The organism is Porphyromonas gingivalis ATCC 33277 (genome assembly GCF_000010505.1).
Lineage (GTDB): Bacteria > Bacteroidota > Bacteroidia > Bacteroidales > Porphyromonadaceae > Porphyromonas > Porphyromonas gingivalis.
Genome location: NC_010729.1, coordinates 2256280 through 2269994 on the forward strand (window position 1 = coordinate 2256280; position 13715 = coordinate 2269994).

Consider the following 13715-nt stretch of genomic DNA (forward strand, 5'->3'; position numbering starts at 1 on the left):
TCCTCTCTCTTTAGTGAGTATGACCTTCAGGCATTACGGACGAAGTAGCGGCTAGTTTCACCTGATATACTCCATGAGTCACAACATTGTCTCCGGCTTTCAGTCCGGACAGGATTCGCACACGACGTCCGTTGCTCTGCCCGAGGGTAACCTCTTGTTTCTGATACTCCTCTTCGGCCAACCGCAGATAGACGAAGTGCAATCCCTGCTCTTCGGTAATGGCCGATACGGGAACGGAGAGAACTTCTTCCTGAGTATTGGAGAGCAGATACACAGTGACGAAAGAGCCAGGTACGACATCGCCCACATTGTCGAATTCGAATGTAACGGGGATGTAGGATGACTGTGTGGATGCACGCCCGAACGAGAGCAGCCTTCCGTTCAGATCGGACAGCTCGTAGAGCTTGTTGTCGTATGAAGTCTGGAAGTTGGCACCGGAGACATTGCGGACATTCTTGAAATGGCTCTCCGATACCTCCGCCCGTAGCTGCAACCGGCGGTTTTGTGACACAGTGGCTATGGATTGGCCTACGGATACGTATTCGCCCTGGTTGACCATGCGGTTTTTGATATATCCGCTCATAGGAGACGCCACGCTGACCCCTCCCGCACCGGTGCCGGATGCTTGGGCTTCGTATATGGTCTTGGCTGTCTGATAGTCCCTGCAAGTCTGTTCGTATTCCTTGTTCGAAATGATCTGATCTTTTACCAGCTTTTCAGCCCGCCGGTGTTCCTTTTGAGCCGATTCGTAAGCGATCTTTGCCTTGGTTACGGGATCTCCATCCGGCAGATTTTTGGCAGAGATGCGTACGATGCACTCTCCTGCTCGTACGGAGGCTCCTTCTGTAAAGGCCGAACCGGCAAACGAAACGATGCCGTTGGCCGTAGCTGCTATGGTGGCTTCATCGCCTTGGGCGGAGAGGATCTGTCCGCTTGTTTTGATCACATAGTTGAAAGAGGCAGGTGCCACTTTCTCTACCTGCAATCCTACTGCTTCAGCCTGCCGGCATGAGAAGTGAATCTCATTGGCCGATGCGGATTTTTTCTCTGCTTTATCTCCATCATGGTCGTAATCTTCCTGATGTTCGTGTTTTAGCTCCGCTCCCGACTGAGGGGCTGCATTGCTTGAGTTGCATGCCGTGAGGATTGCGGCGGCAACGATATATAGCAGTGACAAGTATGGTTTCATCTTTATGTTTGTTTTTCCTGTTGCTGTAAAATTTTTGATACGATAAGGAGCACACAATCGTCTGTGCCTCAAAGCCCTTCAGGACAGAGGAGAAGATGTTCGCCGAGCGATTGGTTTGTTCTTTTCGAGATAGAAAAACCAAGAGGATGATCTCCTTCACGATCTTGCTCTCCTGTGTACGGAAAAAGGCACGAATATGCTTCCTGAAAATGCGGTCTGAGAAAAAATTTTTTCTCGAACCGGAAAGAAAATTTTTACGCTCGTAAACGAAAAATTTTTGGCCCGTGTTTTCGAATTTTTACGAACCGCAATTCGATGATTTCTGGTTCGTGTTTGTTTGGCGGATCTTCCCCGTTCAGTCCGAAAAGGATGGGTGCTTAGCCTGAGGCGAGAGGTCGCGTGTAGTATGGCACATACACGATCGCTTCAGATGCTGAAAGCACACAGCACGAGAACTGCCCTACGACAGCCTCAAAAGAAAGAAACGGGGACTAATGGGAACGCCCCTTCTGTCGCGCCGAAGAATGCGCAAGCAGATTCAGGAAAAGATGAAAGGAGGGGCTCGCAAGCCATGGGATGGTCTTGCTTCGGAGGGTGTATAAAAGACGAGATATTCTCCGTATTCGGGATCGGCCGAAAGATCATCGGTCGGGTGTAGCAATAGATCGGCTACGGCAAAGAGAATAGGGAATACATGGATGTGATGGGGATCGTGGCACTCTTCGCAGAGAGAATATCTGTGCTTGAGTCGAAGTTCCGCACCGGACAGGTAGAAGGTTTTGGCTACGCAGGTCGGTTCGCTATGAGTGTGCTCTTTGTCCGGAGGGGCGTTCTCATGACAATGTTTTGCCATGAGACATGCCATACCTTTGTTGTGATGATGATGGGGCATAATACCGATGATCAGCACGACAAGGGAGGCTAAGCCTATGAAGAATATGGAGAGCTTCTTTCTCACAAGCGATGCGGTTTTGGAACAAAAATAAGAGTTTCTTCTTATATCAAGTGTTTTTTTGACCGATTGCCGTCCTAATCGCGAACTTGTCTGAACGCTGTACCCAGATTGTCGATAATATCCGATGCTATCAGACTCTCCTGACTATAGCGTCCGGCATAGATGTCTCCGGCCAAACCGTGGATATAATTGCCGAGGACACAGGCTGAAGCAGGAAGATAGCCTGACCCCAATAGGCCGGTAATGATGCCCATGAGGACATCGCCGCTTCCTCCCGTCGCCATGCCAGGGTTGCCCGTATTGTTGAATACGACCATGCCACCGGGCATACAGGTTGCACTGAATGCTCCTTTCAGGACTACATAGACATGATGATGACAGGCGAGGAATCGGGCTTGGCGCAGCCGTTCATAGTCCGTATTGCAATGGGTGGTCAGCCGTTCCAGTTCTCGCGAGTGAGGTGTGAGGATGCTGTTGATAGGCAGACGATCGAGCCAACTGCGGTTTTCTGCAATGATGTTCAAGGCATCGGCATCAAGCACCAAGGGGCCGTTAGGAGTGGAAAGTATCTTTTCGACCAAAAGGACTGTGCCTTCTGCCCGTCCTATGCCGGGGCCGATACCTACAGCCTGAAAAACCAGCGGAGAGGAATAGTCGCAGACTATATCCGTCTTTTCATCGGCATGTACCATGGCCTCCGGCACGGCGGTCTGCATGACAGCCTCGCCACAAGCGGGTATATGGGTAGTTAATAGACCGATACCGCTTCGGAGACAAGCCTTTGCAGCCAGACAAGCCGCTCCCATCTTGCCCCGACTTCCCGCTATGAGCAGAGCATGGCCGAACGTTCCTTTGTGCGCGAAACGAGGGCGTTGCCGGATGATGCCGGATATATCGAAATCGGTATTGAGGAAATACTCTGTCTTGATCGTTTGCTTCCCTTCGACGCTCAGACCGATATTCAGGACTTTCCACTTGCCTACATAGTCGGCGTTTTCGGAGAAGAGGAAGGATAGTTTGGGATATTCGAACGTAAGGGTGTGTGTGGCTCTGATGATGGCATTCGGATTATTGCCGAAGTTATCCTCTTCGAACAGCCCCGAAGGGATGTCTATTGATACGATCTCTGCTCCGGATTGGTTGAGGAACTCCACGACCTTGGCAAATCCGCCCTGTAGAGGACGATTCAGTCCCACGCCGAAAAGACCGTCCACCACTACGGTCTGGCTGGAAAGTTCCGGCGGAATGAAGTTGTCCACCACCTCGGTCAGCCTGATCCCCGAAGTCTCCAACAGGCGTACCCTGCATTCGTTGCATTCGGGGCTGAGCGATCCGCTGACATTGAAGAGAAAGGCATCCACCGAATAGCCGTTTTCGCCCAGAATACGGGCTGCACATAGGGCATCCGCTCCATTATTGCCAGGGCCGGCGAAGACTACGATCCGGCGCTGCTGGGTGTAGAGACGTTCGAATTCATACACCCATGTGGCGGCTGCTCGTTCGACTAAATCGATCGAAGAGACAGGCTCGTGCTCTATCGTGTAGCGGTCAAGCTCCTTGATGCGTGCTCCGGTGAATATCCCGATCATGGCTTCACTCCATGGTTCCGCGGACAATGCCGCGTTTGGAAGACTTGATAAAGTCTAATATAAGTTCCTTCTCATGACAATCGGCGTACTCCTGCTGGATAATATCGATCGCATCGGAATTATTCAGTCCTCTTTGGTAAAGTGTGCGGTAAATATCATTGATCAGGAAAATCTGCTCGTTGGTGAAATTTCGGCGGCGCAGACCTACGATGTTGATTCCGCAATAAACGAGAGGATCCCGTCCCACCAGTACATACGGAGGGATGTCCTTCGAGAGGCGGGAGCCACCTTGGATCATCACATGCTGAGAGATGCGTACGAACTGGTGTACCAACACTCCGCCGCTGATGATGGCATGGTCGTCTATTTCTACTTCGCCGGCTATCTGTGAAGCATTGCCGACAATGATATGATCGCCCAATACGCAGTCATGGGCTATATGACTATAAGCCATCAGCAGACAATGACTGCCCACTACGGTAGTGCCACGAGAGGCGGTGCCTCTATTGACGGTAGCACATTCGCGTACGATGGTATAATCGCCGAGGATAGCAGTGGTATCTTCACCTTGGAACTTCAGATCCTGCGGTACTCCTCCGATTACTGCATTCGGATGGATTTCGCAACCCTTACCGAGCGTCGATCCATAACGAACCACAGCATGAGGATGCAAAATGGAACCATCACCAATCTTAGCTCCGGCTTCCACGACGGCAAATGGACCTATCTCAACACCTACTCCTATCTCGGCATGCGGATCTACCCATGCCAACGGACTGATTTTTGTCTCTGACATCATTCTTTATTCTGGATTATCTGTGCCATAAATTCAGCTTCACAGGCTAACTGCTCTCCTACGAAAGCTAAGCCGCGCATATTAGCAACTCCTCTGCGTATCTCGGAAATCATTCTGAGCTTGAACACCAAAGTGTCGCCGGGTACCACTTTGCGGCGGAATTTCACTTTGTCGATCATAAGGAAGTATGTGGAGTAGCTCGAAGGCTCGGTCAGGGTATTGAGTACCAAGAGTCCTCCCACCTGTGCCATTGCCTCTACTTGCAAGACTCCGGGCATCACAGGCTCGCCAGGGAAGTGACCGGGGAAGAATGGTTCGTTGCCGGAAACGCTCTTTACTCCGACTATATAGTCCGGCCCTACTTCGATGATCTTATCGACCAATAGGAACGGATAGCGGTGGGGTAGAAGCTCTTTGATCCGATTGATGTCCATGATCGGCTCTTTGTTCGGATTGTAGACAGGGGCCTGTGCTTCGTTCTGTTTGATTTCTTTGCGAATCAGACGCGCCATCTTGTTGTTGATGCTATGCCCCGGACAGGTGGCAATAATGCGTCCGCGAATATATTTTCCGATCAAAGCCAGGTCGCCCAATACGTCGAGGAGCTTGTGGCGTGCCGGTTCATTGTCGTAGATTAGAGGCTTGTTATTGATGTACCCCAATTCATTGACCTGCTTCCGCTCCACTCCCATCATATCACTAAGGGCATCGAGTCGATCTTGTGCCAATGGCTCGTCGTAGATCACCAAAGCATTGTCCAAATCGCCGCCTTTGATCAGATTGGCCTCCAGAAGCATCTGCACCTCCCGTACGAAAACAAAGGTGCGAGCACCTGCAATCTGCTCTTCGAAATCCGACAAAGTTTCCAAAGAGGCGAATTGATTGCTAAGCACCTTGCTGGGGAAAGCGATGTGTACATCTACCGTAAATTCGTCATCCGGCAGCAGGATCAACTTCGAATTGCTTTCCGGATCGGATACCTCCATGCGTTTTTTTATTATATAATAGTCGCGTGGTGTTTCCTGTTCCACCAAGCCGACGCGCTTGATTTCGCTCACATAGGGTTCCGCGCTACCATCCAAGATGGGAAATTCGGGTGCATCCACCTCGATCAAGCAGTTGTCTACGCCGAGGGCATAGAGAGCTGCCATGGCGTGTTCTATCGTGCTGACGGAAACTTCGCCTTTTTTCAGCACCGTACCGCGACGAGTACTGTGCACATTGTCTGCGATGGCGTCTATAACGGGTTGTCCCTCCAGATCGACACGCTTGATTTTATATCCGGATTCCTCCGGAGCAGGACAGAAAGTAATATGAATATCCAGTCCGGTGTGTAGGCCTTTGCCTTGCAGACAGAACTTATCTTTCAGTGTTTGTTGTTTTTGCATATTTCTTTTAGTTCTGATATTTCTTTTTCCAGCTGTTCGATGCGGAGGCTCATATCCGGGAGTTTGGGAAAGATGACCGATGCTCGCAGCATATCCCGTAGCGGCATCCCGGGCGAACCGAGAAGCGTGGAACCGGATTTGACGTTGCTCAACAAGCCGGTCTGTCCTCCTAAACTGACCCTGTCTCCCACTTTGATGTGCCCGGACAAACCCACCTGCCCTCCGAACTGGCACCATTCGCCCACATGGGACGAACCGGCCATGCCGACTTGGGCAGCAAAAACCGTGTGACTTCCGACAGAACAGTTGTGAGCAATCTGTACAAGGTTGTCCAGCTTTACTCCGCGATGTATGATCGTTGAATCCATAACAGCCCTGTCGATACAAGTGTTGGCACCGATTTCGACATCATCTTCAATGATAACGTTCCCCAGCTGCGGAATCTTGCTGTAGCCTTCGGCATTCGGAGCAAAACCGAATCCATCCGCTCCGATAACGGCTCCCGAATGAATCACGCAACGCGAACCGATGGAACAGCCATCATAGACCGTCACATGGGGGTAGAGGATCGTCCCCTCTCCAACAGACACACCACTACCTACATAAACATGCGGATACAAGCTACAGCCTGTACCCAGCGATGCCCCTTCCGACACGTAGGCAAAAGCTCCTACATAGCAATCATCCGGCAGTATCACCGATGGATGAACGAAAGCCGTGGAATCGACTCCCTTCCTTTGGGGCTTCATGCTGTCCACCAATTGCATTAGTTGCGCCAATGCTGCATAGGCATTGGGAACTCGTATCAGGGTCGTCTTCACTGATTCGCGCGGTTCGAAGTCCTGATTGACGAGTACTGCATCGGATTGTGTTTGGTACAAATAGTGTTCGTACTTAGCATTGGCTAAAAACGAGAGACAGCCACTACGACCTTCCTCTATCTTGGCAAAGTCGTGCAGTCGCACCTTGGGATTGCCCTCCACAGAACCGTGGAGGAAGTCAGCTATCTGTTGGGCTGTAAATTCCATGTGACGGGGTTAATTAGGGTACAATGGATCTTAAAACATTTTTTCCTTTAGAGTCTATACGACTCCTTTACGTTTAATAGAAGCCCGATGGATCAGATCAGGCCTTTTGCCCGAAGAGCAATTTCCATCTGACGCTGCATGGCGGCTGCTTCTCCGGCAGCTTTAGCAGCAAACCCCTCCGTATTATCCGCGTAGATGATACTGCGCGAAGCATTGACGAGCAGACCGCAATGAGCATTCATGCCGTACTCGGCCACATCTTCCAGACTTCCACCCTGAGCACCTACGCCGGGGACAAGCAAGAAAGCGTCCGGCACGATCTCGCGAATATCTTTCAGCATGGAGGCCTGCGTAGCCCCCACCACATACATCAGTTGACCGGCATTATCCCACGTCTGGCTGATACGAATAACGCGTTCGAAAAGGTATTCTCCATCGGCATCGCGCATCATCTGAAAGTCTTGCGAACCTTTGTTCGAGGTCAGTGCCAGAAGCACCGTGAACTTGCCTGCATAACTCAGGAAAGGGCTGATGCTGTCCTCTCCCATATAAGGAGAAACGGTAAGGGCATCCACCTTGAGATGCTCGAAGAACGAACGGGCATACATATCACTCGTATTGCCGATATCTCCACGCTTGGCATCGGCTATGATAAATTGATCGGGGTATCGCTCTCGAATGTATTCGATCGTTTTTTCAAAAGAGTGAGCTCCGAAGCTCCCCATGCTCTCATAGAAAGCCATGTTGGGCTTGAAAGCCACACAGTATTCTGCCGTAGCATCGATGATGGCTTTGTTGAAAGCCAAAATAGGATCATCTTCATTCAGTAAATGCGGCGGTATTTTCTTCACATCGGTATCCAACCCGACACAGAGAAACGAGCGTTTCCGGCAAATCCGGTCAAAAAGTTCTTTCGTTGTCATCGTCTATTTACTTGTATTATAAGGCGGCTTCTTTCATCCGCTCAACATTTTCTGCTATTATCAAGGCATCGATAAAGGGCTGTACCTCACCGTCCATTACGGCCGACAGGTTGTAGACCGTCATATTGATGCGGTGATCCGTTACCCGTCCTTGCGGATAGTTGTAGGTACGAATCTTGGCCGAACGGTCGCCGGTCGATACCATCGTCTTGCGTCGGGCTGCAATAGCTTCGTTATGCTTGGATAGCTCTATGTCGTAAAGCTTGGAGCGCAACATTTGCATAGCCAGTTCGCGGTTGGCAATCTGCGAACGAGCCTGCTGGCAAACCACCACCATACCCGTAGGCTTGTGCGTAAGCTGCACCTTGGTCTCCACCTTGTTTACATTCTGACCTCCTGCACCGCCCGAACGGGACGTCTGCATCTCGATGTCTGCCGGATTGATCTCCACGTCCACTTCTTCGGCTTCGGGTAAGACAGCCACGGTAGCTGCCGAGGTATGTATGCGCCCCTGTGTCTCGGTCGCAGGTACGCGCTGGACACGGTGCACACCGCTCTCATATTTCAGGATACCATACACTCCTTCCCCCTTGACCGAGAAGACGATCTCTTTGTAACCACCCGTAGCTCCTTCGCTCAAGTCGGTGACCTCCACCTGCCAGCCTTTGCTCTCGCAATACTTGACGTACATGCGGTAGAGGTCGCCGGCAAAAAGTGCAGCCTCATCGCCTCCCGTTCCTCCGCGAATTTCCACGATGGCATTCTTGTCATCCTCCGGATTGGCCGGAATGAGCAGCATCTTGATCTCCTCCTCCAAAATGGGCAAGCGTTCGTTAGCCTCGGCCAGCATCTCGCGAGCCATCTCGCGCAACTCCTCGTCGCTCTCTTTGGCCATGGTATGCTTGGCTTCCTCGATGTTGGCGAGCAGATTGCGATAGTCGCGCCCCGCTGTATGGATCTTTTCCAGATCGCGATACTCCTTGCTCAACTTCGTGAAACGCTTCATGTCCGCGATTACGGCCGGATCCGTGATAAGCGTGGAAATCTCTTCGAAACGGCTCTCCAAGCCATCCAATCGGTCTAATAGGTTATTCTCTGCCATACGGGTGTATCGGGGTGGAGGCGTTTAGTATCGGATCTCGCCATAGGGCGTTTGGAGGATCAATTCGTTGGTCGGAGCTTCCTCCACACGGCCGACGATACGCGCCGGAATGCCGAAGCTCTCGGATATTTCGATCACGTGCGAGGCATTCTCTTCGGACAGATACACTTCGAGACGATGTCCCATGTTGAATACCTTGTACATCTCTGACCACTCGGTTTGGCTCTCGCGCTGTATCAGCTCGAAGAGAGGAGGTGTCGGGAAGAGGTTGTCCTTGACCACGCGCTTATTCTTGACGAAGTGCATCACCTTGGTCTGCGCACCGCCGGAGCAGTGTACCATGCCATGAATGCGACGACTCATTTCGTCCAGTATGGCCTTGACCACAGGGGCGTAGGTACGTGTGGGCGAGAGCACGAGCTTGCCTGCGTCCAGCCCCAATCCGGCTATGGCATCGGTCAGCTTCATGCTGCCGCTATAGACCAAATCGTCCGGCACCGAGGGATCGAAACTCTCCGGATACTTCTCTGCCAGATAGTGGGCAAAAACGTCGTGGCGAGCAGAGGTCAGACCGTTGCTCCCCATACCGCCGTTGTACTGCTCCTCGTAGGAGGCTTGTCCGAATGAGGCTAACCCGACGATAACGTCGCCGGCCTTGATACGGGCATTGTCTATCACATCCGATCGCTTCATCCGGCAAGTCACCGTACTGTCCACGATGATAGTCCTGACGAGATCGCCCACATCAGCCGTTTCACCCCCCGTGGCATAGGCATTCACACCCATGCGACGCAGATCGGCCAGGAGTTCTTCCGTGCCGTTGATAATAGCCGATACCACTTCGCCCGGTATCAGCCGTTTGTTCCGGCCGATGGTCGAGGACACAAGTATATTGTCCACGGCACCGACGCACAGCAGATCGTCTATATTCATGATCAGCGCATCCTGTGCAATTCCTTTCCATACGGAGAGGTCTCCCGTCTCGCGCCAGTAAACGTATGCAAGCGAGCTTTTGGTGCCGGCCCCGTCGGCATGCATGATATTGCAATAGTCGGGATCGCCCCCGAGAATATCCGGAATAATCTTGCAGAATGCCTGAGGGAAAATACCCTTGTCCACATTCTTGATGGCGGCATGCACGTCCTCTTTCGAGGCCGACACTCCGCGCAGGTTATAGCGTTCGTTAGACATATAGCTGCTTCGTCTTTGTTTTCTTGTTTTAGCGCAAGCGCAGTATATCGCCCTCTTGGGGTATATATTCGCCATCCTTGTCGTTGAGCTTGTAGAGGTTCTTCATCCGGATGCCATAGCGTTGGGAGATACTGTGCATCGAATCGCCCACACGCACTACGTGCTGTGTATGTTTGGAGATGGAGCATGCGTGCTTTTTCTCCAGATAGATCACATCGCCCTTTTCGATCGGGAAATCCACGGGAGCATCGTTGTATTTGGCCAGTTTGGAGGCCCTCATGTCGAACTCTTCGGCCAGAGAATCGAAGGTATCGCCTTGCTTGGCTATGATGTAGAGCAGTCCGTAGCTGAAGTAAGCTTCGTGCTTGAGTCCGCTCTGCTTCTGCTTGGTCGTTTGATGGGATTTTTTGTTGGACCCGGGGTAAGACTTGTGGAACCATGAGGGGTACTTCTCGCGATCCAAAGCATATAGCTCATACAGCTCCACCATCTTGATCAGCAGATTGGCATAGCCCCGATTGGTGGCATAGCCACAGCGTTGCAACCCCGTAGCCCAGCCCCGATAGTCTTCTCTGTCGAGTTTGAACAGGGGACGATAGCGTGGTTGGAGCAGAAATCGGGAATGATCTTCATACGATTCGCGAGCGGCCGAATAGCTACGGAAGCATTCGTTCGGCGCATCGTCGGTACGATAGGTGCGCTTGCCCGTCCACGATTTGTGGCATTTGATCCCGAAGTGATTGTTGTGTACGCTGGCCAGTGTACTGGCTCCGGCTCCTGTCTCCACCAAAGCCTGTGCTATGGTGATGCTTGCCGGTATATTGTAGCGGCTCATCTGTCGGATAGCTTCGTCGGCGTACTGTTTCACATAAGCCTCGTATGTACGGTTTCGACTCTGAGCCTGTCCGATCGCTGTCCCGAAGAAAAAGAGAACCGAAACGGAAAGTATCTGCCAAATGTTTGCTCTCATCTGTTTGAAATAGTTGCAACAAAACAACGTTAGCTACAAAAGTACAAATAAATTGCAGTCCGTCAGGGAGATTCGGAGCGATCTCTTTTGAAAATTTTCAGTCTCTTTCCTCTACAATTTGAATCTCTGAGATATGAATTGGTGCTTGTTTTGATAATCGAATGTAGCAATCATGACGTTAGGTGTACATTAGCGATTCTAATGCGGTTGCCCTGAGTGATCTACACCCTCTTTATTTGTTCTTTAATACGGACAGGGGATTTTCCAATTCCTCAACCAATAGATCGACCCTTGTACAGGGGTTGTGATTAGCATAATCTTTATCCTTGTGTTTCAAGCGAAGTTTTTCGGCATATCGCTTTGCTAAAATTCCATCTCCATGGTCTTTCAATATGTTGTAAAAGGAGGGATCATTCTTATTGTATCGGAAAGAATTATCATTAAGTCGCTTTTGTATCAAGTTTTCAAGTTTGGAAATGTAAGCATCACGGCTGATAGGTACATCCAGATATTGGAAATGGAGAAGGAACCACAATTCAAAAGCTTCGTTTGTCCAAGCGCATCCGAAACCATAGCTCTTTGCAAGGTCGATAGCTCGATTAAAATCATCAAAATCGTCTTTATCAAAGACAACCCAAATCCGATCAAAGCCTAATTCACGCTCTTTTTCGAGATTATCCCGAATCTCTTTGGCTCGTTCGACTAATGCACAAGTAGAACAACCTTGTCCCCTAATCTCTGCCTCACGAACTTCCGAGTAGTGGTTGTCAATCAAAGCCTTAAAATAGTTGGGTTCCGTCTTTTGTCCTTCACAAACGATCAGGAATCGAACTATTATGTCCCGGGTATTCTCTTTGCGTTTTCTTGCGGCTTTTGCTTCTCGCTTTTCACGTTTTAGTCGTTCTATTTCTCTTTTTGGCGGTTGTCCCATGGCTCTACACTTGAAAAAATGAACGGGATAGCTCCATAACGTCCGTTAATATAGTCGTTTTGAAAACTCCGATCTTTACGAACTTTTACTCCTTCTGCATCTCGAAACTCTATCAATGAATAAAGATCGGAGGATTCTGTCCTGTCTTTTTCCGTGAACCAGATTTGATCACGGCGTAAATAATCGCCCTTCAGCAGATTTGTGTCGTGAGTATTAAAGATCAACTGTGCTCCATTGGGATTTGTCTCCGGAGACATAAACAACTTCAGAATACTTCTGGTCAAAAGGGGGTGGAGTTTGGCATCTAATTCGTCTACCAGCAAAACAGAACCTTCTTTCAATGTGTCGAATAAAGGGCCTGAAAGCTCTATGACTTTCTTGGTTCCTTCCGATTCCATTTCATCCTTGGCGAAAATTTTTTCCTCGACCTGATTACCGTCTTGGTCATATACCCAATGAGAAGTTTTGATTTCTAATACGCTTCGGCCATCGAATTCTTTCAGTATGAATTCTTTCAATTCATCCGGTACTTCCTTGAGTACATCGTTCGAAAGAGGTTGCTCTGTGACGATCAAGTCTTTGAATCCTAACTGCGTGCGACGGAAGAAGTCTTTGGCTTCATTGCATCCTTCCGGATTTTCTTTGAGCATCTTCAGGGTAAAGCCTTCATAACCCTGTTTTTCTACACCCGAAATAAGATTGCAGTGCTGAAACCAGTCCAAAATAGAAGATGATTTCTTTCCATTTAGCTGCGCACACAAGGACACAAAAAGTCTATTCCCGGGCGTAGCATCTGCTTTGCTATCACCTTCCGGAAATCGCTTCTTGGATATTTCGAACTCGCTTCCGGCACGAAGAAACAAATTGAACTCTCTTTCCTTTTCTTGCTTTTCATATAGCCACTCACTAATGATACGGGTTTTATCATACTCGAAACCATATCTGTATTTTACACCGTCTTTCAAAAATTGTATTTCAAAAGAAGTTGGTTTTTTGGCAGATTCCCTATCCAACATAAACGGGTCGAAACGAAGAGTATCCTGAGGGTTCAATTTTACCGAATCCAATACGATGCTACGCATTTTGGCCAAAGCAAAAAGAGCATTGCTTTTTCCACTTGAATTGGCTCCGTATAAAACGGCTGCCGGAAGGAGTTTGTAAGCTCCTTTCCTAATGACAGATTTGGAAAGTTCTTTGATGGCAGAAGCTTCCATGCTCAAAGTTTTTTCATCTCTGAATGAGCGGAAATTCTTAAAAGTGAAGTTGACCAACATAACTCACACAATAATTATTTGAGGGCAAAGTTATCTAACAAGCCCGGAAAAGCAAGAAAAACGAGAAAAAATCTCACAAAAGCGGTCTTACGATCTTTGCAGGGAGCAAAAGATACACCATAAGAAAGATTGTAGACAAAAGAAGAATAACAAATCTCGAGCCGGAAATCGCCGGAAAGTCGCGCCGGAATCTTGAAAAAGTCGCGCCAAAATTTTTTCGTTTTGGTTCGGGTTTTGAAAAAATCTCGCGCGAGAGCGGAAATTTTCTCGCGCCACGTTTTTAGGAATGGCAAACAATAATTTTCACGGACGAGAATGCAGAGCGAGGAGAGATGGCTGCAATGCTTTTGTATTGTTCGTCAAGGAGTAAAACTGCGCA

At 49.6% G+C, this 13715-nt stretch carries 14 protein-coding genes; 1 reads left to right on the forward strand and 13 read right to left on the reverse strand.

All coding sequences use genetic code 11. From position 1 onward, the window contains the following. Nucleotides 1–10 precede the first annotated feature (10 nt). The 13 genes from PGN_RS09535 to PGN_RS12525 all read right to left on the reverse strand — a co-directional run bounded on the left by PGN_RS09535 (nt 11) and on the right by PGN_RS12525 (nt 13599). A complete protein-coding gene (locus PGN_RS09535; RefSeq protein WP_012458686.1) occupies nt 11–1189 on the reverse strand; it encodes an efflux RND transporter periplasmic adaptor subunit in 1179 nt (392 codons plus the stop codon). Between the two features lie 538 nt (nt 1190–1727). After that, nucleotides 1728–2147: a DUF6769 family protein gene (locus PGN_RS09540; RefSeq protein ID WP_012458688.1), complete on the reverse strand. Its 420-nt coding sequence runs from the start codon at nt 2145–2147 to the stop codon at nt 1728–1730. 71 nt (nt 2148–2218) lie between these two features. Next, the gene (locus tag PGN_RS09545; RefSeq protein WP_012458689.1) at nt 2219–3733 is read right to left on the reverse strand and encodes a bifunctional ADP-dependent NAD(P)H-hydrate dehydratase/NAD(P)H-hydrate epimerase; all 1515 of its coding nucleotides are present in this window, start codon (nt 3731–3733) and stop codon (nt 2219–2221) included. 4 nt (nt 3734–3737) lie between these two features. Then, nucleotides 3738–4532, reverse strand: coding sequence for an acyl-ACP--UDP-N-acetylglucosamine O-acyltransferase (lpxA, locus tag PGN_RS09550; RefSeq protein WP_013815340.1), 795 nt, complete (start codon nt 4530–4532; stop codon nt 3738–3740). Next, entirely contained in the window at nt 4529–5917 is a 1389-nt protein-coding gene (locus PGN_RS09555) for a bifunctional UDP-3-O-[3-hydroxymyristoyl] N-acetylglucosamine deacetylase/3-hydroxyacyl-ACP dehydratase (RefSeq protein WP_005873963.1), read from the reverse strand. Before PGN_RS09555 ends, lpxA begins: the two co-directional genes overlap by 4 nt. Continuing rightward, on the reverse strand, nt 5896–6945 hold the full coding sequence (lpxD, locus tag PGN_RS09560; protein WP_004583732.1) for a UDP-3-O-(3-hydroxymyristoyl)glucosamine N-acyltransferase: 1050 nt from the start codon (nt 6943–6945) through the stop codon (nt 5896–5898). Before lpxD ends, PGN_RS09555 begins: the two co-directional genes overlap by 22 nt. A 92-nt stretch (nt 6946–7037) precedes the next feature. After that, nucleotides 7038–7868, reverse strand: a complete 831-nt coding sequence (gene pyrF, locus PGN_RS09565; protein WP_012458691.1) for an orotidine-5'-phosphate decarboxylase — start codon at nt 7866–7868, stop codon at nt 7038–7040. A 16-nt stretch (nt 7869–7884) separates the two neighbouring features. Next, nucleotides 7885–8970: a peptide chain release factor 1 gene (gene prfA / locus PGN_RS09570; protein WP_039416796.1), complete on the reverse strand. Its 1086-nt coding sequence runs from the start codon at nt 8968–8970 to the stop codon at nt 7885–7887. Nucleotides 8971–8994: 24 nt separating this feature from the next. Beyond that, nucleotides 8995–10161: an AIR synthase related protein gene (locus PGN_RS09575; RefSeq protein WP_012458693.1), complete on the reverse strand. Its 1167-nt coding sequence runs from the start codon at nt 10159–10161 to the stop codon at nt 8995–8997. A 28-nt stretch (nt 10162–10189) separates the two neighbouring features. Then, complete coding sequence (locus PGN_RS09580) at nt 10190–11131, reverse strand: glucosaminidase domain-containing protein (protein WP_004583736.1); 942 nt, start codon at nt 11129–11131, stop codon at nt 10190–10192. A 232-nt stretch (nt 11132–11363) separates the two neighbouring features. Further along, entirely contained in the window at nt 11364–12062 is a 699-nt protein-coding gene (locus tag PGN_RS09585) for an RloB family protein (protein WP_012458694.1), read from the reverse strand. Then, a complete protein-coding gene (locus PGN_RS09590) occupies nt 12035–13336 on the reverse strand; it encodes an AAA family ATPase (protein ID WP_012458695.1) in 1302 nt (433 codons plus the stop codon). The genes PGN_RS09585 and PGN_RS09590 overlap by 28 nt, the downstream gene beginning before the upstream one ends. A 14-nt stretch (nt 13337–13350) precedes the next feature. Then, nucleotides 13351–13599, reverse strand: coding sequence for a DUF1661 domain-containing protein (locus tag PGN_RS12525; RefSeq protein WP_353558833.1), 249 nt, complete (start codon nt 13597–13599; stop codon nt 13351–13353). Between PGN_RS12525 and PGN_RS12530 the strand changes: the two genes are divergently transcribed. Next, a complete protein-coding gene (locus tag PGN_RS12530) occupies nt 13571–13636 on the forward strand; it encodes a DUF1661 domain-containing protein (protein WP_353307445.1) in 66 nt (21 codons plus the stop codon). The genes PGN_RS12525 and PGN_RS12530 overlap by 29 nt on opposite strands. Nucleotides 13637–13715 lie beyond the last annotated feature (79 nt).